The organism is Kribbella polygonati, from assembly GCF_050320105.1.
In the GTDB taxonomy this organism is placed as follows: Bacteria; Actinomycetota; Actinomycetes; order Propionibacteriales; family Kribbellaceae; genus Kribbella.
The window spans coordinates 8621195-8638811 of sequence record NZ_CP190129.1 but is presented as its reverse complement, the minus strand read 5'-3'; the positions used below and the strand labels follow the sequence as shown (position 1 = coordinate 8638811).

General features: G+C 69.0%; 19 protein-coding genes. 8 read left to right on the top strand and 11 right to left on the bottom strand.

Annotated features, from left to right (window positions below; translation table 11 throughout):
* The first annotated feature begins 47 nt into the window (after nucleotides 1-47).
* Complete coding sequence (locus ACQHIV_RS41655; protein WP_427890223.1) at nucleotides 48-905, top strand: TetR/AcrR family transcriptional regulator; 858 nt, start codon at nucleotides 48-50, stop codon at nucleotides 903-905.
* On the opposite strand, the gene ACQHIV_RS41650 is transcribed toward ACQHIV_RS41655, so the two are convergent.
* From ACQHIV_RS41650 to ACQHIV_RS41625, 6 genes are all read right to left on the bottom strand, one after another.
* Nucleotides 857-1594: a cobalt-precorrin-6A reductase gene (locus ACQHIV_RS41650; protein WP_427890221.1), complete on the bottom strand. Its 738-nt coding sequence runs from the start codon at nucleotides 1592-1594 to the stop codon at nucleotides 857-859. The two genes, ACQHIV_RS41655 and ACQHIV_RS41650, sit on opposite strands and share 49 nt — an antisense overlap.
* Nucleotides 1591-2331 (bottom strand): precorrin-4 C(11)-methyltransferase, encoded by a 741-nt coding sequence (gene cobM / locus ACQHIV_RS41645; RefSeq protein ID WP_427890219.1) that lies wholly within the window; start codon nucleotides 2329-2331, stop codon nucleotides 1591-1593. The genes ACQHIV_RS41650 and cobM overlap by 4 nt, the downstream gene beginning before the upstream one ends.
* On the bottom strand, nucleotides 2328-3521 hold the full coding sequence (gene cbiE / locus ACQHIV_RS41640; protein ID WP_427890217.1) for a precorrin-6y C5,15-methyltransferase (decarboxylating) subunit CbiE: 1194 nt from the start codon (nucleotides 3519-3521) through the stop codon (nucleotides 2328-2330). Before cbiE ends, cobM begins: the two co-directional genes overlap by 4 nt.
* Nucleotides 3511-3891 (bottom strand): PPOX class F420-dependent oxidoreductase, encoded by a 381-nt coding sequence (locus ACQHIV_RS41635; RefSeq protein ID WP_427890215.1) that lies wholly within the window; start codon nucleotides 3889-3891, stop codon nucleotides 3511-3513. Before ACQHIV_RS41635 ends, cbiE begins: the two co-directional genes overlap by 11 nt.
* Nucleotides 3892-3975: 84 nt before the next feature.
* Nucleotides 3976-5574: an ABC transporter permease gene (locus ACQHIV_RS41630; protein WP_427890214.1), complete on the bottom strand. Its 1599-nt coding sequence runs from the start codon at nucleotides 5572-5574 to the stop codon at nucleotides 3976-3978.
* Nucleotides 5571-6482, bottom strand: a complete 912-nt coding sequence (locus tag ACQHIV_RS41625) for an ATP-binding cassette domain-containing protein (RefSeq protein ID WP_427890212.1) — start codon at nucleotides 6480-6482, stop codon at nucleotides 5571-5573. The genes ACQHIV_RS41630 and ACQHIV_RS41625 overlap by 4 nt, the downstream gene beginning before the upstream one ends.
* A gap of 80 nt (nucleotides 6483-6562) precedes the next feature.
* Here ACQHIV_RS41625 and ACQHIV_RS41620 point away from each other — a divergent pair, with 80 nt between their 5' ends.
* Together ACQHIV_RS41620 and ACQHIV_RS41615 are read left to right on the top strand one after the other, a co-directional pair.
* Nucleotides 6563-7066 carry a GbsR/MarR family transcriptional regulator gene (locus ACQHIV_RS41620; RefSeq protein WP_427890210.1) on the top strand — a complete coding sequence of 168 codons (504 nt, stop codon included), beginning with the start codon at nucleotides 6563-6565 and terminating at the stop codon, nucleotides 7064-7066.
* Nucleotides 7067-7268: 202 nt separating this feature from the next.
* The gene (locus ACQHIV_RS41615) at nucleotides 7269-8216 is read left to right on the top strand and encodes a type IV toxin-antitoxin system AbiEi family antitoxin domain-containing protein (RefSeq protein ID WP_427890208.1); all 948 of its coding nucleotides are present in this window, start codon (nucleotides 7269-7271) and stop codon (nucleotides 8214-8216) included.
* Nucleotides 8217-8317: 101 nt separating this feature from the next.
* Here the strand turns inward: ACQHIV_RS41615 and ACQHIV_RS41610 are convergent, their stop codons facing one another.
* Nucleotides 8318-8962: an NBR1-Ig-like domain-containing protein gene (locus tag ACQHIV_RS41610; protein ID WP_427890206.1), complete on the bottom strand. Its 645-nt coding sequence runs from the start codon at nucleotides 8960-8962 to the stop codon at nucleotides 8318-8320.
* Nucleotides 8963-9155: 193 nt separating this feature from the next.
* On the opposite strand from ACQHIV_RS41610, the gene ACQHIV_RS41605 reads away from it, so the two are divergent.
* Both ACQHIV_RS41605 and ACQHIV_RS41600 read left to right on the top strand, forming a co-directional pair.
* Nucleotides 9156-9617, top strand: coding sequence for a CHAP domain-containing protein (locus tag ACQHIV_RS41605; RefSeq protein ID WP_427890204.1), 462 nt, complete (start codon nucleotides 9156-9158; stop codon nucleotides 9615-9617).
* Nucleotides 9618-9725: 108 nt separating this feature from the next.
* Entirely contained in the window at nucleotides 9726-10421 is a 696-nt protein-coding gene (locus ACQHIV_RS41600) for a CHAP domain-containing protein (protein ID WP_427890202.1), read from the top strand.
* A gap of 40 nt (nucleotides 10422-10461) precedes the next feature.
* Here the strand turns inward: ACQHIV_RS41600 and ACQHIV_RS41595 are convergent, their stop codons facing one another.
* On the bottom strand, nucleotides 10462-11184 hold the full coding sequence (locus tag ACQHIV_RS41595; protein WP_427890200.1) for an alpha/beta fold hydrolase: 723 nt from the start codon (nucleotides 11182-11184) through the stop codon (nucleotides 10462-10464).
* A gap of 29 nt (nucleotides 11185-11213) precedes the next feature.
* Nucleotides 11214-12260 carry a LacI family DNA-binding transcriptional regulator gene (locus tag ACQHIV_RS41590; RefSeq protein ID WP_427890198.1) on the bottom strand — a complete coding sequence of 349 codons (1047 nt, stop codon included), beginning with the start codon at nucleotides 12258-12260 and terminating at the stop codon, nucleotides 11214-11216.
* Between the two features lie 129 nt (nucleotides 12261-12389).
* On the opposite strand from ACQHIV_RS41590, the gene ACQHIV_RS41585 reads away from it, so the two are divergent.
* From ACQHIV_RS41585 to ACQHIV_RS41575, 3 genes are read left to right on the top strand one after another with little or no spacing between them, the layout of a single operon-like run.
* Nucleotides 12390-13292, top strand: a complete 903-nt coding sequence (locus ACQHIV_RS41585) for a carbohydrate ABC transporter permease (RefSeq protein WP_427890196.1) — start codon at nucleotides 12390-12392, stop codon at nucleotides 13290-13292.
* Nucleotides 13273-14184 carry a carbohydrate ABC transporter permease gene (locus ACQHIV_RS41580; protein WP_427890194.1) on the top strand — a complete coding sequence of 304 codons (912 nt, stop codon included), beginning with the start codon at nucleotides 13273-13275 and terminating at the stop codon, nucleotides 14182-14184. The genes ACQHIV_RS41585 and ACQHIV_RS41580 overlap by 20 nt, the downstream gene beginning before the upstream one ends.
* A gap of 8 nt (nucleotides 14185-14192) precedes the next feature.
* Complete coding sequence (locus tag ACQHIV_RS41575) at nucleotides 14193-15494, top strand: ABC transporter substrate-binding protein (RefSeq protein WP_427890192.1); 1302 nt, start codon at nucleotides 14193-14195, stop codon at nucleotides 15492-15494.
* A 417-nt stretch (nucleotides 15495-15911) separates the two neighbouring features.
* On the opposite strand, the gene egtD is transcribed toward ACQHIV_RS41575, so the two are convergent.
* Nucleotides 15912-16877 (bottom strand): L-histidine N(alpha)-methyltransferase, encoded by a 966-nt coding sequence (gene egtD, locus ACQHIV_RS41570; protein WP_427890190.1) that lies wholly within the window; start codon nucleotides 16875-16877, stop codon nucleotides 15912-15914.
* Complete coding sequence (gene egtC, locus ACQHIV_RS41565; protein ID WP_427890188.1) at nucleotides 16874-17602, bottom strand: ergothioneine biosynthesis protein EgtC; 729 nt, start codon at nucleotides 17600-17602, stop codon at nucleotides 16874-16876. The genes egtD and egtC overlap by 4 nt, the downstream gene beginning before the upstream one ends.
* Nucleotides 17603-17617: the final 15 nt, after the last annotated feature.

Below are 17617 nucleotides of genomic sequence, written 5' to 3'. Positions count from 1 at the left end.
GACGCTATCACTGGAAACAGATGAACCCAAGCGCTACGGTTGCGTCCGTGGAAGAAAGCACAGGCAGCCGCGACGAGCTGCGCGCGCAGATCGTCGAGGTCGCGGCCGACCTGCTCGCGACCGGCGGCCGGGACGCGGTCTCGACGCGCGCCGTCGCGACCGCGGCCGGCACGCAGGCGCCGACGATCTACCGCCTGTTCGGCGACAAGAACGGGCTCCTGCAGGCGGTGCTCGAGTACGGCTTCGCGAAGTACCTGGCCGAGAAACCGCCGCTCGACCCGACGGCGGACCCCGTCGCGGATCTCCGCGCCGGCTGGGACCTGCACGTCGGCTTCGGCCTGGCGAACCGGGAACTGTTCCTGCTGATGTACGCCGACACACAGCCGGGCAAGCGCCCCGCCGCGGCGGAGGCCGGGCTGACGATCCTGCGGACGCGCATCCGCAACCTGGCGGCCGCGGGCCGGTTGCGCGTCGCCGAGGAACTGGCCGCGGAGATGGTTCAGGCCGCCGGCTCAGGCGCCGTACTCACGCTGCTCGCCACGCCCGAGGAGAGCCGCGACGCGCGGTTGGCGGACGCGATGTTCGACGCGGTGATCGCGACGATCGCAACCCCCGACCCGGATCCGGATCGCCGACGCGGAGGACAACCGGGCAGCGGCGGACAACCGGGTAGCGGCAGACAGCCGCGTGGCGGCGGGCAGCCGGGTAGCGGCGGGCAGCCGGGTAGCGGCGGGCAGCCAGGTAGCGGCGGGCAGCCGGGTAGCGGCGGGCAGCCGGGGGGCGATCGTGTGACCGGGGCGGCCAATGTGCTCCGGGTGTATCTGCCGGAGCTCGGGATGCTGACCGACGGCGAGCGTCACGTGCTCGACGAGTGGCTCTCTCGCATCACCCAGGCGAGCGCCTGATCCGGTGAGGTCACGACGTCGAGGCCGGCGGGCAGCGTTGGCCGGCGGATGACGACCACCGGTAAGTGCAGTTGCTGAGCGGCCTCGAGCTTCGCGGCGGTGGCGGGGCCGCCGCTGTTCTTCGTGACGAGTACGTCGATGCGGTGCTGCATCAGGAGCCGCACCTCGTCCGTCACGGAGAAGGGGCCGCGGGCAAGGAGGAGCTCACACCAGGCCGGCCGCGGCTCGGGTGGGTCGACGCAGCGCGCGAGGGTCCAGAGGCCGGTCGACGCGAAGGCATCGAGTCCTTGGCGGCCGATCGTCAGGAACACCCGGGACCCGAGCTCAGGAAGCAGCTCCGCAGCCGCCGCGGGCGTATCCACCCAGTGCCAGTCGTCCCCGGAGGTCCAGCCCGGACGATGCAGCACGAGGAACGGAAGGTCGAGCTGGGTACTCGCGGCTGCGGCGTTGGCGGTCATCTGGGCGGCGAACGGGTGGGTGGCGTCCACCACGACGTCGACGGGATTCGCTTGCAGCCAGGTGACCAGGCCGTCGACGCCGCCGAAGCCGCCGACGCGCACCGCTCCCTCAGGCCTGCGGGCGCCGATGGTACGGCCGGCCAGGGACGTGACCACCTCGATGCCGTCGGCAACCAGTAGCCGCGCCAGCTCGCGAGCCTCGCCGGTGCCGCCGAGCAGCAGGACTCTCATCGGGCGCGGTCGGCCGAGTACAGATGGCTGTCCCGGAAGGCCGTTGCCGACAGCACCTTTCCCACGATGATCACCGCGGTACGCCGGATGCCCGCGGACTTCACCTGGTCCGCGATGCCGGCGAGCGTGCCCCGGAGTACGGCCTCGTCGTCGCGGGACGCGCGGGCGACCACCGCGACCGGGCAGTCGGCGCCGTAGTTCGGGACGAGCTCAGCGACGACGCGGTCGATCTGCTGCACGGCGAGGTGCAGGACGATCGTCGCGCGGCTCGCGCCGAGGGTGGCCAGGTCCTCGCCGGGCGGCATCGCGCTGGCGCTGCCGCCGATCCGGGTCAGGACGACGGTCTGGCCGACTTCGGGGACGGTCAGCTCGCGGTTGAGGGTGGCGGCCGCGGCGGCGTACGCCGGGACTCCTGGGGTCACGTCGTACGGGATCTGCAGCGCGTCGAGGCGGCGGAGTTGTTCGGCCATCGCGCTGAAGACGGACGGGTCGCCGGAGTGCAGGCGGGCGACGTCGTGGCCGGCGGAGTGGGCGGCGGCGAGTTCGGCGATGATCTCGTCGAGGGTGAGGTTCGCGGTGTCGATCGTGCGGGCGCCGGGCGGGCAGTGGCCGAGGAGTTCGGCCGGGACCAGCGCACCGGCGTACAGGCAGACCGGCGAGGACGCGATCAGGTCCCGCCCGCGGACGGTGATCAGGTCGGCCGCGCCGGGTCCGGCGCCGATGAAGTGCACCGTCACTTGGTCACGCTCCAGATGGTGACGGGCATGGCGGGGCGCCAGCCGGTCATGGTGCCGATCGCGGAGGCGCGCTGGACGTCGAGGCGGACCAGGTCGCCGCCGAACGTCTTGTACCACTGGACGATGAGCGCCTCCGTCTCGAGCGTGACGCCGTTCGCGACCAGGCGGCCGCCGGGGCGCAGGGCGTTCCAGCAGGTGTCGAACAGGCCGGGAGCGGTGGCGCCGCCGCCGATGAAGATCGCGTCGGGTGATTCGAGGCCGTCGAGGGCTGCCGGGGCGGGGCCTTCGACGACGGTGACCGCAGCGCCGAGGGCGGTCGCGTTGCGTTCGAGGCGCTTGGCGCGGGCGGGGTCGCGTTCGACGGCGATGGCCCGGCAGGTGGGGTGGTGACGGGACCACTCGATCGCGATGCTGCCGGCGCCGCCGCCGATGTCCCAGAGGAGTTGCCCTGGCACGGGGGCGAGGCGGGAGAGGGAGACCGCGCGTACTTCGCGTTTGGTGAGCTGCCCGTCGTGCTCGTACGCGTCGTCGGGGAGGCCGGGGACGGTGGAGAGTACGGGGGCGTCGGGTGGGCAGTGGACGGCGATCACGTTGAGCGGGTCGACGTCGTACGACCAGTCGGCGGCTGTTGTGGTGCGGATGCGTTCGGCTGGACCGTCGAGTTGTTCGAGGACGGTGAAGGTGCTGGCGCCGTAGCCGCGGGCTGTCAGTAGTTGCGCGACCTCGGCCGGGGTCTGGGCGGTGCGGCTGAGGATCAGGAGGCGGCGGTTCGGCTGGAGGTGTGGGTGCAGGCGGTCGACGGGGTTGGTGACCGTGCTGACTACCTGCACCTGGTCTTGTGGCCAGCCGAGGCGCGCGCAGGCGAGGGAGACGCTGGATGGGTGCGGGATGACATGTACGGCGTCCGCGCCGAGGAGGCGGACCAGCGTCGTACCGATCCCGTGGAAGGTGGGATCACCGCTGGCGAGCACGCAGATGCGACGGCCCTGGTACTCCGCCAGCAACCGAGGCAACCCCTCGGAAAGCGGCGAAGGCCAGGCCACACGCTCTGCATCGACGTCGAGAAGGGCAAGCTGACGAGAGCTGCCGAACAAGACCTCAGCCGCTGTCAGGGCCTCTCGGGCTGCGGGAGCGAGGCCTGCCCAGCCGTCTGGGCCGATACCGACGACGGTGAGCCGATCAGCCGGCATTGCCGAGGGCCTTCGTGATGGTGATGTGCAGGACCACGCGGGCGGGGTTCGGCCGAGGCTGCTTGTAGCGCTTGGCGTAGCGGGTTTCGGCGTCCAGGACGTCGGCAGGGTCGTCGCTGACGACAGCCCGGCCTTCCAGCGTGCTCCAGCGGCGCCCGTCGACCTGTGTCACCGCGACGGCGGCCTCCCCCAGCCGGCGGATCGTGCGGGCCTTGTAGGACGTACCGGAGCAGATCACCCGCAGTACGCCGGCCTCGACGTCAAGGGTGGCGCCTACCGGCGTCGCATGGACGGTCCCGTCGGCCCGGACCGTACTCAGCACGCACAGGTGCCGCTCGGTCCAGAACTCGGCCAGTTGCTCACTCAACACCCCGAGATCGTAGACAGGCCCGCCCGGTACCTCGCCGGGCGGGCCTGTGAGCGCTGGACCCCTCAGACCAGCGCTGCTCGGGTACTAGCCGATGTCGCGCCGCCGGAACGTGGCGAATCCGGCAAGCGTCAGCGCCGCGGCGATCGCGGTCAGCCAGAGCACGGGTGTGACGGAGAAGTCACCACCTGGCAGCCGCGGCGTGTGGCCGTACGGGCTGAGGTTGATCACCCAGTGCGGCAGGTTGAAGATCTCGCCGAACTGCCCGATCAGCAGGAAGATCCCGTACAGCCCCCACCCCGCGGTGACCAGCTTCGGCGCCAGCCCGAACAGGATGACGACCAACGCCGTCACCAACCAGATAGCAGGCAGCTGTACGGCGGCCGCCGCCAGCATCCGCGGCACCTGACGCCCCATGTTGCCAAGAGATGCCCCACTGGAGACCCCGGACCCAAGACCCGCAACCAGGATCAGTGCGCCGGTGCCGAGCAGTGCCATCAGCACGTGGCTCGCCAGCCACTGTCCACGGGTCACACCGGTAGCCAGCAACGGTTCCGCCCGCAGTGCGGTCTCTTCCGACCGCAGCCGCAAGGCCGCCTGGATGCCGAACGCAGACGCCAGCAGCCCCATCACGCCCATCTCGGTCGCCAGGAATGCGTCCGTAATGCCCTGGACACCACCAAGCTTCTGCACCATCTCCTTAGCGCTCTCGCTGGTGACAAAACCGTCGACGTTGCTGGCGATGTTGCCGACCAGCAGCCCCAGCAGCAGGAAGGCGAATCCCCAAGCGACCAAGGAGCCACGGTGCAACCGCCAGGCCAGTGCAAGCGGCGAACGCAACGAAGCGGCTGCTCGCGGCGGACCGGGCCGCGGCCGCACCAAACCGGCGCCAAGATCGCGCCGCCGGATCAGGGCAGTCGCTGCAGCGACCATGACGACCAAGAACACCAACGGCACCAGCAGTACGGCCCACCGATCACCGGCGTACGCACGGACCTGCTGGGACCAGCCGATGGGAGACAGCCACGACACCCACTGCGAGCTGCCGTCGGACGACGAGTCACCGATGGCACGGAGTACGTAGGAAACACCAAGCACCACAGCGGTCAGCCCGTTCGCAGCCCGTGCGCTCTCGGTGACCTGTGCCGTCACAGCACCGACACCAGCGAACGAGAGACCGGCCGCGGCCCACATCAGCCCGAACGCGAACGAGCCCTGGGCGTCCAGCCCGCTACCGATCAGCGACAGCGCGGTCACCAGCCCCAGCACGATGACCGTGGCCGCGGAGAGGATCAGCCCGGCGGTCAGAGCGGCGTACCGGCCGAGTACGCCGGCACTGAGCAGCTCCAGCCGCCCGGACTCCTCCTCGGTCCGGGTGTGCCGTACGACGAGCATGCCCGCGAGCAGGCCGACGAGCAGCGCACCGAACGCGGTCAGCTTGAACAACGAGACCTCCCCGAGCGAGGACTCGTCGAAGATCCGCCCGTACAGCGAGACCAGGGCGGGCGACGCGTTCGACGTCCGCGCGGCCTCGACCAGCGCGTTGTGGTCGGAGTACAGGCTGATCGACGCCTTGGCGGAGCCTGCCGCCGACATCACGAAGACGATGATCCAGATCGGGATCAGCAACCGGTCGCGGCGCAGCGCGAGCCGCACCAGCGTGCCGGTACCGACGAAGTCGTTCATCGCAGCGCCGCCTCGGGTTCCGCGACGTCGTCCTCGTAGTGCCGCAGGAACAGCTCCTCGAGCGTCGGCGGCTGCGCCACCAGGCTCTTGATGCCGCTCGCGGACAGTTGCCGCATCACCGCGTCGAGCTGCGCGGTGTCGACCTCGCAGCGCACCCGGTTGCCCTCGACATCGAGATCGTGGACGCCGGGCAGTTGCGCCAGGCCGTTCGGCGATGCGGCCAGCTCGGCGTGGATCGACGTACGCGTCAGGTGCCGCAGCTCGGACAGCGTGCCGGTCTCGACCACCTTGCCGCGGCGGATGATGCTGACCCGGTCACACAGCGCCTCGACCTCGGAGAGGATGTGGCTCGACAGCAGCACGGTCCGGTCGCGCTGGCGTTCCTCCTCGATGCACTGCCGGAACACCTCCTCCATCAGCGGGTCGAGGCCGGAGGTCGGCTCGTCCAGGATCAGCAGCTCGACGTCCGAGGACAGCGCCGCGACCAGCGCGACCTTCTGCCGGTTGCCCTTCGAGTACGTCCGGCCCTTCTTGGTCGGGTCCAGGTCGAACCGGCGGAGCAGCTCGTCGCGCTTCTTCTCGTCCAGCCCGCCGCGGAGCCGGCCGAGCAGGTCGATGACCTCGCCGCCGGTCAGGTTCGGCCAGAGGTTGACGTCGCCGGGGACATAGGCGAGCCGCCGGTGCAGCTTGGCGGCGTCGTGCCAGGGATCGCCGCCGAGCAGCGAGACATCGCCGGCGTCACCCCGCAGCAGTCCGAGCAGGACACGGATGGTGGTGGACTTCCCGGCACCGTTCGGGCCGAGGAACCCGTGCACCTCACCGGTCTTGACCTCCAGGTCGAGGCCGTCGAGGGCGTGCGTACTTCCGTACGACTTGTGCAGTCCGGAGACCACGATGGCTGATGTCATGATTCATAACGTACACTGTGTTCAGAAAATTGTGAATCTTCCTAACAGCCTACTAACAGCACAGAGGAGATGATGGGGCGGTGAGTGCACATCGAGACGACGATGCCGTCAAGCGGTACACCGAGCAGTTCGGCAACCTGCTGGCCGACACGGGGTGGCCGCGGATGGCGGGCCGGGCATTCGCCGCGATCCTGTCCAGCGTGTCCGGCCGGATGACCGCCGCCGAACTCTCCGAGCAGCTGCAGGCCAGCCCGGCCGCCGTCTCCGGCGCGGTCAACTACCTGCTCCAGCTCCGGCTGGCGACCCGCGAACGCGAGCCCGGCAGCCGCCGCGACGTGTACGTCGTCCAGGACGACGCGTGGTACCAGACGATGATGACCGAGGACGCCTCGCTCGGCCGCTGGTCCGAATCGCTCCGCAAGGTCCTCGACGCCTCCGGCGAAGGCACCGAGGCGCACCGCCGGATCCGCGTCTCGCTCGGCTTCATCGACTTCATCAACGAAGAGGTCAAGGGCCTCAGCGAACGCTGGATCAAACGCAAGGCCGAACTCGACGCGGAACTCGACGCGCACTACAACACCTGACCCACCCACCCGCCCCATCCCCCGCCCCGCCCGCCTGCCCCGCCCGCCTGCCCGACGGGACTTTGAACAGTGTCTGGTGGGGCAGGACACGTCATTTACTGTGCACCGCCACCAGTGCGGGTGCACCGCCCCAGGTTGTGGTTGTCCACAGCGGGGGAATCCGATGCTCCGCCGGCAGCGCGACAGCGGCATCTTGCCAGGCATGAACCCGAAGTTGACTGTACTGACCGACGCCCGGGGCGGCTGGTTCAGCCGGGCGGACGCGATGGAGTCCGGCTACACGGACAGCGAAATCCGGCGACGGCTGCGGACCGGGCACTGGTCGCGGCTGTCCAGGGATGTGTACGTCGAACCGACCGCCGCCCGCCCAGATCAGCCGGCGTGGGAGCGAGCCGCTGCCCTGCATATCCTGAAGAGCCGGGCTGTCATCGCCCGGATGGGGCCCGGCGCGGTGGTGAGCCATCAATCCGCGGCCGTTCTGCACGGTCTGCCGACCTGGGGCCTCGACCTTTCCAAGATCCACGTGACCAAACCGCGTGGCCGAACGCGTTCCGACACCATCGCTGAGGTGCACCGGTCACGGTTCGATCCCGGCGAGGTGACCGTCGTCGACGGGGTGCAGGTGGTGACGCCGGCGCGTGCCGTCGCCGAGACCGCTGGTGCCACGTCGTACGAGGTCGGGGTCGTCCTCGGGGACGCCGCACTGCACAACCGCCTGGTCACAAGGGAAGCGCTCGTGGCGACGGCGGATCGGCACTCCGGGTGGCAGGGATCGCCGGCCGGCCGGGCGGCCGCACGGTTCGCGAACGGGCTGAGCGAGTCGGTGGGTGAGTCGCGGCTCCGGGTGCTGATGGCGAACCACGGACTGCCGGAGCCCGAGTTGCAGGTCGAGATCCGCGACCGGCGCGGCCGGCTGATCGCTCGGGTCGACACGTTGCTCGGAGGTCTGACCATCGTCGAGTTCGACGGCGCGATGAAGTACGGCGACGCGCAGAGCCTCGTGGCGGAGAAATGGCGCGAGGACAACCTCCGCGCGCTGGGCTACCAGGTTGTGCGGGTCGGCTGGCCGGATCTGGACGACCCTTATGTGACGGCCGAACGCATCCGGCGTGTTTCGCATGCGGCTCGGCCGGACTTCCACATCGCCTGACAGTCGACAAACCGGGGCCGCGTCCGCGTGGCCGGGGCGTTGAACAGGCTATTTCCCCTCCGGCCTCACCAGTTCCTGTTCAACGGCACGGGTGGCGGGGGCTAGAGGTCGTAGACCGTGAGGATTGTGCAGTAGATGGGCGGGGACTCCAAGCCGGGGTAGTAGAGGCGGCCGGCTTCGTCGGTGAGTTTGAAGTAGGCGGTGGAGGCACCTACCTGGGGTGGTGCCTGGAGGGTCATGGTGACCGTGACGATGTCGCCCGGCGTCGCGTCCGGGACGGCGGCGCGCGTCGGTGACCGCAGACGGCCCGGCGTACCGGGAACGCCCTGGCGGGTGAGCCAGCGGTTGCACCACGGGCGCTCGCCGCTGTTGCGGATCACCCAGGTCTTCTCGAACGTCTCGTCGCGACAGACCTGCGTACCGTCCGGGACGGTCTCCCCCACCAGCTCCGCCCGGTCGTCCGGGTGGTGATCGATCGGGACCGAGCCGCCGAGCAGCACCGGCTGGACGTGCCGGCGCAGGTCCCGCTGGGACATGTCGCGACCGGCCCGTACGGCGGCGTCGAGCTCGGTCAGCTGGTTCACCAGGGCCTGGTTCGCGCCGAACGAATCGTCGTACCACTCGATCAGCTCGCGGCTCGGCTTGGTGTGGCCACGCTCCACGCGGGACAGGTGGCCCTTGTCCCAGCCGGACTCGGCGGCGGCGCGGGTCAGCGGCATTCCGGCGGCCTCGCGCAGCTCGCGCATGCGCGCTCCGATCACGTATCTGGCCTGGGCTGGGCGCACGGCGCACTCTCCGCTCTCGCCGTCACTTACCTACTCAAAATACCAAACCGCAGTGATTGATTTCCGTTGCCCACTGCGACAATTCGGTCACGCTCTGATTGTCTGCACAAAGTAACAGACCGCCCCACGCAGCACAGAGTGAAAGGCAACCGTCATGAAGCTCACCCGCCTCACCGCCGTCGCCGTCCTCGGCCTGACCGCCCTCGGCGGCGCCGCCCTGCCCGCGACCGCCGCCCCGTCCGCACCGATCACGACCACCGTCGTCAGCCCGCAGTCCCGCGCCGACGACGCGATCAACTGGTTCGCCGCCCGCAACGGATCCACCGCGTACCAGGGGTACTGCGAGAAGGCCGTCGAGAACGCGTACGGCACGACCGGCGTCTACGCGTCGGCCATCGCCAACTGGAACGACGCCGTACGGCGCGGCGCCGCCCACAAGGGCGACACGAACCCGCCGAAGGGCGCACTGGTGTTCTGGAACATCAGCTCCTACGGACATGTCGGCGTCGCCACCGGTGACGGCAACTTCTGGGCCACCAGTGTGAGCGGCGCGATCGGCAAGCGCGCGCTGCCGTACTTCTCGAACTACCTCGGCTGGGCGCAGCCCAACTTCTGACGCCCCGGGCAGCGGCGCCCGACCGCCCCGCGGGCGCCGTTGCCCACTGCGACAACACCGGCACGCTTTGGTTCCCTGCGAGTACAACTTCAAGGAAGGGAACACACTATGCGTACCGCCCTCATGCGCATCACCGCCCGTGTTGCCGTCACCGCCCTCCTCGCCGGCGCCACCGCCCTCGGCACCGGCACCCTCACCGCCAGCGCGGCCACCGGAACCGTCGTCACCGACAGCGGCACCGGCGTCGCGATCCGGTCCGGGAACGCGACCAGCTTCGGCTCGGTCGGCAACCAGCCCAACGGACCGGTCGAGATCGACTGCCAGATCTACGGCGAGCCCGTCACCGGCAAGTACGGCCGGAGCCTCGTCTGGGACCACGTCCCCGGCAAGGGCTACATCACCGACTCCTACGTCAACACCGGCAGCAGCGGCCTGATCGCACCGCTGTGCACCAGCAACCCGCGCGCCGACAAGGCCATCGCCTGGTACGCCGCCCGCAACGGATCGACGGCCTTCCAGGGGTACTGCGAGATGGCCGCCGAGAACTCGTACGGCAAGACCGCGACCTGGGCCTCCGCCAAGGCCGACTGGAACGACGCCGTGGCCCGCGGTGTCGCGCACAAGGGTGACCTGAACCCGCCGAAGGGCGCCCTGGTCTTCTGGGACCTGGCCGCACCGTACGGACACGTCGGCGTGGCGACCGGCGACGGCAACTTCTGGGCCACCAGCGTCAGCGGCGCGATCGGCAAGCGCGCCCTGCCGTACTTCAACAGCTACCTCGGCTGGGCCTACCCGAACTTCTGACCCGCCTCGAACACGAGCACCCGGTCGCGCGCTCCGCCCCTCACGCGCCCGGGTGCTCGACCCTTTCCAGCCAGTCCTCCACGAGTGCGCGGTACAACGCCGAGCCCGGACCGGGGAGGAAGTGGTCCTCCTGATCGAGTACGGCGTACGTCGCGCGCGGGTAGTCGCCGAGGAGCGGCCAGGCGTCGGCGTACCCGGCGATCGTGTCCTGGCGGCCGGTGACGATCAGGGTCGGGCGATCGAAGTGGACCGACGGATCTTCCCGCAGGCCGTACGTCGAGGGGTCGCGCTGGATGCGGCCGAGGAACTCCAGGTCCGCCAGCTTCTCCGCCGCCTCGCAGTACGCGTGCTGCCGGTCGCGAGCTGTGGACGGCGGCAGCTCCACCGCGGCCGGAAGCGTCCGGCGCGACCGGTCGATCACCACACCAGGTGCCCTGAGCAACAGTCCTAGGACTTGGGTCGGGTTGCTCTTGACGATGCCTCGGGCGTGCAGGGCGCCGGCCGACGTACCTGCGAGTGCGAATGATTCGTCACCGGCTACCGCGGTGATGAGCCCAGCAATGGACGACAGCATGCCGTCCTGGTTGGTGATGGCGGGGTCCGCCGGGGAGTTGCCGGTGCCGGGTGGGTCTATGTAGATGCGGCGCCAGCCTGTGCGGTGTTCGAAGATCGGTTCGTGGACGAAGCGGGCCTCGCCGGCGTCGCCGCCCCAGCTGGGGAGGAAGAACAGCGGGCGGCCGGCGCCGAAGGACTCGTAGTACACGGTGCGACCTTAGCCAGCGGAGTCGCGGATCACGGAGCCTTTCTGTTCACAGCAGACGGCGGGCGCTCCCCCGAGCCGCGCTCGATCAGCGCGCACGGCAGCACGATCCGTTGCGGCGGCCGGGTGTCCGCGCCGGAGGCCCGGTCCAGCAGCAGCCGCGCGGCGCTGCGGCCGAGCTCGGCGATGTCGGAGGCAACGACCGTCACCGGCGTCGGCAGCATGTCGGCGAGCCGGAAGTCGTCGAACCCGACCACCGCCGGATCCTGCTCCAGTTCGCCGAGCGCCCGCAGCACACCCTCGACCAGGAAGTTCGTCGAGGCGAAGATCGCGGTCGGCGGATCCGGCCGCAGCATCACCTCACGGGTCGCCTTCTCGGCGGCCTCCGCGTTGCCCTCGGGCAGCTGGATCACCAGCGACTCGTCGACCTCGACCCCGGCCGCGCGGTGCGCCCGCCGGAAGCCGCGCAACCGGCGGCCGATCGTGTAGTACGACGGCGCGAGGATGATCGCGATCCGCTCGTGGCCCTGGCTGAGCAGGTGTTCGGCCGCGATCCGGCCACCGCCCTCGTTGTCGACCATCACGATGTCGGCCTCGATCCCGGTGGCCGGCCGGTCGACGAACACCACCGGTACGCCGGCGCCCTCGAGGAAGGCATGATCGCCCTGGTCCGGGACGATCATCAGCCCGGCGACCTGGCGGCTGACCAGCTCCTGGATCGCGCGCTTCTCGCCCTCCGGGTCCTCGTCGACACTGCCCAGCACGACGGCGAACCCGGACTGGCCGGCGATCTCCAGCGACGCCTTCGCGATACTCGCGTAGAACGGGTTGGTCAGGTCACCGAGGACCAGCGCCAGCGACGTCGACTTCTTGCCCGGCCGGAGCGCGCGGGCCACCTCGTTGCGCTGGAAGCCGAGCTCGTCGATCGCGGCCCGGACGCGCTGCGCGGTCTCGTCCCGGACACCGTGGCCGCCGTTCACGACACGCGACACCGTGCCGAGCCCGACGCCGGCCCGGCGGGCGACGTCGATCATCGTCGGCCGAGCGACCTCCGGCTTGGTTGGAAACGTTTCGGGCACGGGGTTGACTTCCTTTTCGGGACACGGCATCGTCACCCAACAGTAAAACGTTGGAAACGTTACCGTCCAGGAGGCCGGATGAGTAGTGCCACTCCAGGCGGAACCACCCGGAGAAAGAGCCGCGGTGGGATGAGTCGCAACGCAGGCTCCGATGTGAAGGCGGCGTACCTGTTCATCGCCCCGGCGGTGATCGGGTTTCTCGTCTTCGTGGGTTATCCGCTGATCCGATCGTTCTATCTCGCGCTGACGAAGTACAACGGGTTGACGAACCCGGTCTTCATCGGCCTCGGCAACTTCCGGAAGCTGTTCACCACCGACCCGGCCTTCTGGCCGTCGTTGCGGGCGACCGGCTACCTGGTGTTGCTCTATGTCCCGTTGTCGCTGATCCTCGGGCTCGCGCTGGCGATGTTCTGCAACCAGCGGTTCGCCGGCGTCCGGGTGGTCCGGACGCTCGCGTACCTGCCGGTCGTCCTGCCCGCGGTCGCGACGATCACGCTGTGGAAGTTCATGCTCGACCCGCAGGTCGGGCTGCTGAACACGATCCTCGACCGGCTCGGCCTGCCGACGAGCCTGTGGCTGCAGAGCCCGAAGATGGCGATGCCGGCCGTGGTACTGGTGATGCTGTGGGGCGTCGGCGGGACGATGATCATCTTCCTGGCCGCGCTGCAGTCGGTGCCGACCGAGCTGTACGAGGCCGCCAAGGTCGACGGCGCCGGCCCGTGGTCGGTGTTCTTCCGGATCACGATGCCGATGATCAGCCCGATCATGCTGCTCCAGGTGATCCTGCAGACCACGGCCGCGCTGCAGACGTTCAACCAGCCGAAGATCCTCACCGGCGGTGGTCCCGGGTTCAGTACCAACGTACTGATGCTCGGCATCTACAACAACGGCTTCCCGACCCTGGGCCGGATCCCGCAGCTGGGATACGCGTCCGCACAGGTCTGGGTGCTGTTCGTCATCATCATCGCCGTGATCGCCCTGACCGCGAAGTTCTCCTCTCTCTGGACGTACAGTGACAGCACTTCCGACTGACGCCCGCCCGGCCACGGCCGCCGATCCGGCCGTGACGCCCGCGAAGAAGAGACCACGCGTGGTCGGTACGACGTCGTGGTACGTCGTCGCGCTGTTCATCTGCGCGGTGATGGTCGTGCCGCTGCTGTGGATGATCACGATCGGGCTGAAGAGCAAGACCGCCGTGTTCGACATCCCGCCGAAGTTGCTCCCGCACGAGTTCAACTGGAGCAACTTCATCAAGGGGCCCGAGGCGATCCACTTCCCGCGGCTGTTCCTGAACTCGCTGATCATCACGGCGCTGAGCGTGATCGGCGGCGTGATGACCGCGATGATGGCCGGCTACGCGCTGGCCCGGCTGCGGTTCCCCGGACGCAAGGTGTGGTTCTACCTGTTCGTCGGAAGCATGCTGCTGCCGGGTGTGGTCGGCCTGATCCCGTTGTTCCAGATGTACAAGAGCATCGGCTGGTACGACACCTGGCTGCCGCTGATCGTGCCGGCGTTCCTCGGCGGGAACCCGTTGTTCATCTTCCTGGCCCGGCAGTACTTCCTGGCCATCCCGTACTCGATCGACGAGGCGGCGAAGATCGACGGCGCCGGGCACCTGCGGATCTTCGTCAGCGTGATGCTGCCGTTGACCCGGCCGGCCTGGCTGACGATGGCGATCCTCGCGTTCCAGGCGTCCTGGAACGACTACCTGAATCCGCTGGTCTACCTGTACTCGTCCGGCAAGTGGCCGTTGTCGGTGGGGATGGCGTCGTTCATCTCGCCGTTCGCCGGGAAGACGCCGGACTGGAGCTACTACATGGCCACCAACCTGCTGTACATGCTGCCGCCGCTGATCATCTTCTTCGCCGCGCAGCGCTACTTCATCCAGGGCCTCGGCGCTCTCGGCAGCACGAACCAGAAATGAGGATTGTTGTGAAGAGGATCATGGGCGTCACCGCGCTGGCGTGCGCGGGGTTGCTGGCGGCAACGGCCTGCAGCAGCGGGTCCGGTTCGGGCGGCTCGAGCAACGGGCCGGTCACCGTGACCGTGATGACGTGGGAGTCGGCCGACACCAACGCCGCGATCAAGAAGGCGCTGGAGGGCTTCAAGGACGACAACGTCAAGGTGCAGTTGCTCGACTCCCCGAGCGGCGCGTACGGCGACAAGCTGGCGTCGCTGACCCAGGCGAAGAAGCTGCCGGACCTGTTCTGGTGCGGCAACGACACCGAGCAGCAGTACACGTCGCAGGGCCTGCTGGTCGACTGGGCCGACAAGATGAAGAACGGCGACGGCGACTTCAAGTCGGACAAGTTCGTGTCGTCGGCGATGGACAACTGGAAGACGTCGGACGGCCAGATGGGCGGCCTGCCGTCGCTGATGAACACGTACGGCGTCTGGTACAACGCCGACGCCTTCACCGCCGCGGGCCTGCCGCTGCCGAAGGCCGGCTGGACGTGGGACGAGATGTACGCCGACGCCGCGAAGCTCGCCGGCAAGAACGGGGCGAAGTACGGCCTCGTCGCCGACCAGCTGACCAGCGCCGACGGGCCGTTCACGATGAGCCTGTACTCGGTGTCCGCGGGCGGTGCGCCGTTCACCGACAACGTCAACCACCCGACGAAGGCCGAGGCCGACGACAAGTACACCGAAGGCGTGCAGAAGCTGACCGCCGCGATCAAGAACGGGTCGGTCGCACCTCCCGGGTACGACGCGTCGAACGTGCAGTCGCTGTTCTCGGCCGGCAAGGTGCCGATGACGTTCGGCGGGCAGTGGCTGGCGGCCGGGTTCCAGACCGACAAGCCGAAGATCAAGTACGGGTTCGCGCCGTTCCCGCAGGTCAACACGCCGACCACGCTGTACGACTCGGTCGGGATCTGCACGCCGCAGTACACGAAGGACCAGGACGCGACGTTCAAGGTGCTCGAGTACATCAACACCAAGGTGTGGGACGCCGTACTGCCGGCCTCGCCGGTCGCGCCGCCGGCGTACACGCCCGCGCAGGCGAGCTATTTCGACGCGCTGACGAAGGCACAGCAGCCGACGGTCGTCGACACGGTCAAGGCTGACCTGGGGGCCGAGAAGACGGTCGGCGTCCGCTTCACCACCCAGTGGGCCAGCCAGGTCGGCGACCTCACCACCGCCAACTACCAGCCCATCCTGAGCGGCAAGAAGCCAATCACCGACCTCCCCACCTACATCGACAAAATCAATGGCTTAATCAAGCAAGGCAGCTAGCTAGACAGCGTCCCACCACCCCACTCCGTCACCACAGCATGTGGCGAGCGAGGTGGGGTGTGGTGATGGGTTGATCAAGCGGGGAAGCTGAAACAGCCTCCCACTCCCACCTCCCTCACTCCAGCATGTGGTGAGGGGGGTGGGATGTGGTGTTGGGTTGATCAAGCACGGGAGCTGACCCCCACCCTCCCCTCACCACCAACTGCGCTGAGGGAGGAGATCGACACCCCACCTCCACTTCCCCTCACCCAGCCAACGGTGAGGAAGCGGTCGGCTCCACCCCCCACTCCCCTCACCCAACCAACGGTGAGGAGGGGGTCGGCTCCACGCACCGCTTCCCTCGCCCAGCCAGGTGGGAGGGGAGGAGGCTGGCTCGGTTCCTCTCCCTCCCCCTCACCACAGTTGGTGGTGAGGGGGTCAGACGGCGCTCCACAGTGATAGTGCGAAGCGGGCTTTGGTGTCGGTCCACCAGGCGGCGGGGGTGAAGCCTGCTTTGTCCAGTTCGGCTTCTACGCCGGCGCGGTGGAACTTGGCGGAGATCTCGGTGCTGATCTCCTCGCCCTCGGCGAACGTCACCTCGAGGTGGATCTCCGGGATCAGCACCCGCATCGCGCGGGTGGCGCGCAGGTGCATCTCGATCCACTCGTTGTCGGCGTCCCAGACCGCCACGTGCTCGAACGCGTCGACGTCGAAGTCCGCGCCGAGCTGCCGGTTGATCACCCGCAGCACGTTCTTGTTGAACTCCGCCGTCACGCCCGCCGCATCGTCGTACGCCGCAACGAGCGTCCCCCGGTCCTTCACCAGATCCGTCCCCAGCAGCAACCACTCCCCCGGCTCCAGCACGTCTCGGATCGAACCGTAGAACGTCTCCCGCTCGGCCGGGATCAGGTTGCCGATCGTGCCGCCGAGGAACGCGACGAGCCGCGGCGGATCACCCGGCAGCTTGTCCAGATGCGCCGTGAAGTCACCGACCACCCCATGGACGTCGAGCGCCGGGTAGTCGGCGTTGATCGCGTCGGACGCCTCGCGCAGCGCGGTCTCGGAAACGTCCAGCGGCACGAAGCTCGTGAGCGTCCCGTGGTCCCGCAACCCGTCGAGCAGCAGCCGGGTCTTCTCGGACGACCCGGAGCCGAGCTCGACCAGCGTGTGCGCGTTCGTGAGCGCCGCGATCTCCGCGGCCCGGGTCTGCAGGATCTCCCGCTCGGCGCGGGTCGGGTAGTACTCCGGCAGTCGGGTGATCTGCTCGAACAGCTCACTCCCCCGCGCGTCGTAGAACCACTTCGGCGGCAACCACTTCGGCGTCGCCGACAACCCCGCCCGTACGTCGTCGCGGAGGGCGCGGGCGGCGTAGTCCGGGGTCAGCTGTACGTCGATGAGGGTCACAGGTGTCCTTCCATCGGGGTGACCTGCAAGGAGGTGGCGGTGGCCACGAGCAGGGAACGATCGGGTACTGCCTGCCATTCGCCGTCGCCGAACGGTTCGGAGGCGACGGTCATGGAGTCGCGCGTACGACGGACGTGGAGCGAGTGCGTCCACGTCGTACCGATCAGCTGTTCGCCGTCGGTCAGCAGCAGGTTGAGCCGGGAGCCGGGCGCGGCCGTCTCCACGTCGCGTACGACGGCGGCGACCGCGTCCGCCGGCGGCACACCGTCGCCGAGGCGGCGCACGATCAACGCCCACAGGAAAACCGAGTCGGTCGGAGCGTCCAGATTCAGCAGGTCGCCGACCGGCAACGACTCGGCCAGCTTGACCGTCGCGCCGGGCCAGCCGGTGATCCGCCCGTTGTGGCTGAACAGCCAGTGGCCGGAGGCGAACGGCGCGACCGCCGACTGCCCGTACGGCATGCCGACGGTGCCGTTGCGTACCGCGGCCAGGACCGCACCGGACCGGATCGCACCGGCCAGGCCGGCGAGGTTCTCGTCGGTCCAGATCGGTACGTCGCGCCGGTAGCGCACCGGACCGCCGGACACGGCCGCGTCCCCTTCCGGATACCAGCCGATGCCGAAGCCGTCCGCGTTCACCGAGCCGCCGCCGCGCATGTCCGACGGCGCCCAGCTCTGTTCGTACAACGAGTGGCTGGGTGTCACGACGAGGGACGAGAGCGTCACAGGTGGGCCCAGGTA

Excerpts from the sequence above, each read along its gene's own strand:
- ACQHIV_RS41650 (WP_427890221.1), bottom strand. The coding sequence starts at position 1,594 with ATGAGAGTCCTGCTGCTCGGCGGCACCGGCGAGGCTCGCGAGCTGGCG.
- ACQHIV_RS41625 (WP_427890212.1), bottom strand. The coding sequence starts at position 6,482 with ATGACATCAGCCATCGTGGTCTCCGGACTGCACAAGTCGTACGGAAGT.
- ACQHIV_RS41615 (WP_427890208.1), top strand. The coding sequence starts at position 7,269 with ATGAACCCGAAGTTGACTGTACTGACCGACGCCCGGGGCGGCTGGTTC.
- ACQHIV_RS41605 (WP_427890204.1), top strand. The coding sequence starts at position 9,156 with ATGAAGCTCACCCGCCTCACCGCCGTCGCCGTCCTCGGCCTGACCGCC.
- ACQHIV_RS41585 (WP_427890196.1), top strand. The coding sequence starts at position 12,390 with ATGAGTCGCAACGCAGGCTCCGATGTGAAGGCGGCGTACCTGTTCATC.
- ACQHIV_RS41600 (WP_427890202.1), top strand. The coding sequence starts at position 9,726 with ATGCGTACCGCCCTCATGCGCATCACCGCCCGTGTTGCCGTCACCGCC.
- cbiE (WP_427890217.1), bottom strand. The coding sequence starts at position 3,521 with ATGCCGGCTGATCGGCTCACCGTCGTCGGTATCGGCCCAGACGGCTGG.
- ACQHIV_RS41610 (WP_427890206.1), bottom strand. The coding sequence starts at position 8,962 with ATGCGCGAGCTGCGCGAGGCCGCCGGAATGCCGCTGACCCGCGCCGCC.
- ACQHIV_RS41630 (WP_427890214.1), bottom strand. The coding sequence starts at position 5,574 with ATGAACGACTTCGTCGGTACCGGCACGCTGGTGCGGCTCGCGCTGCGC.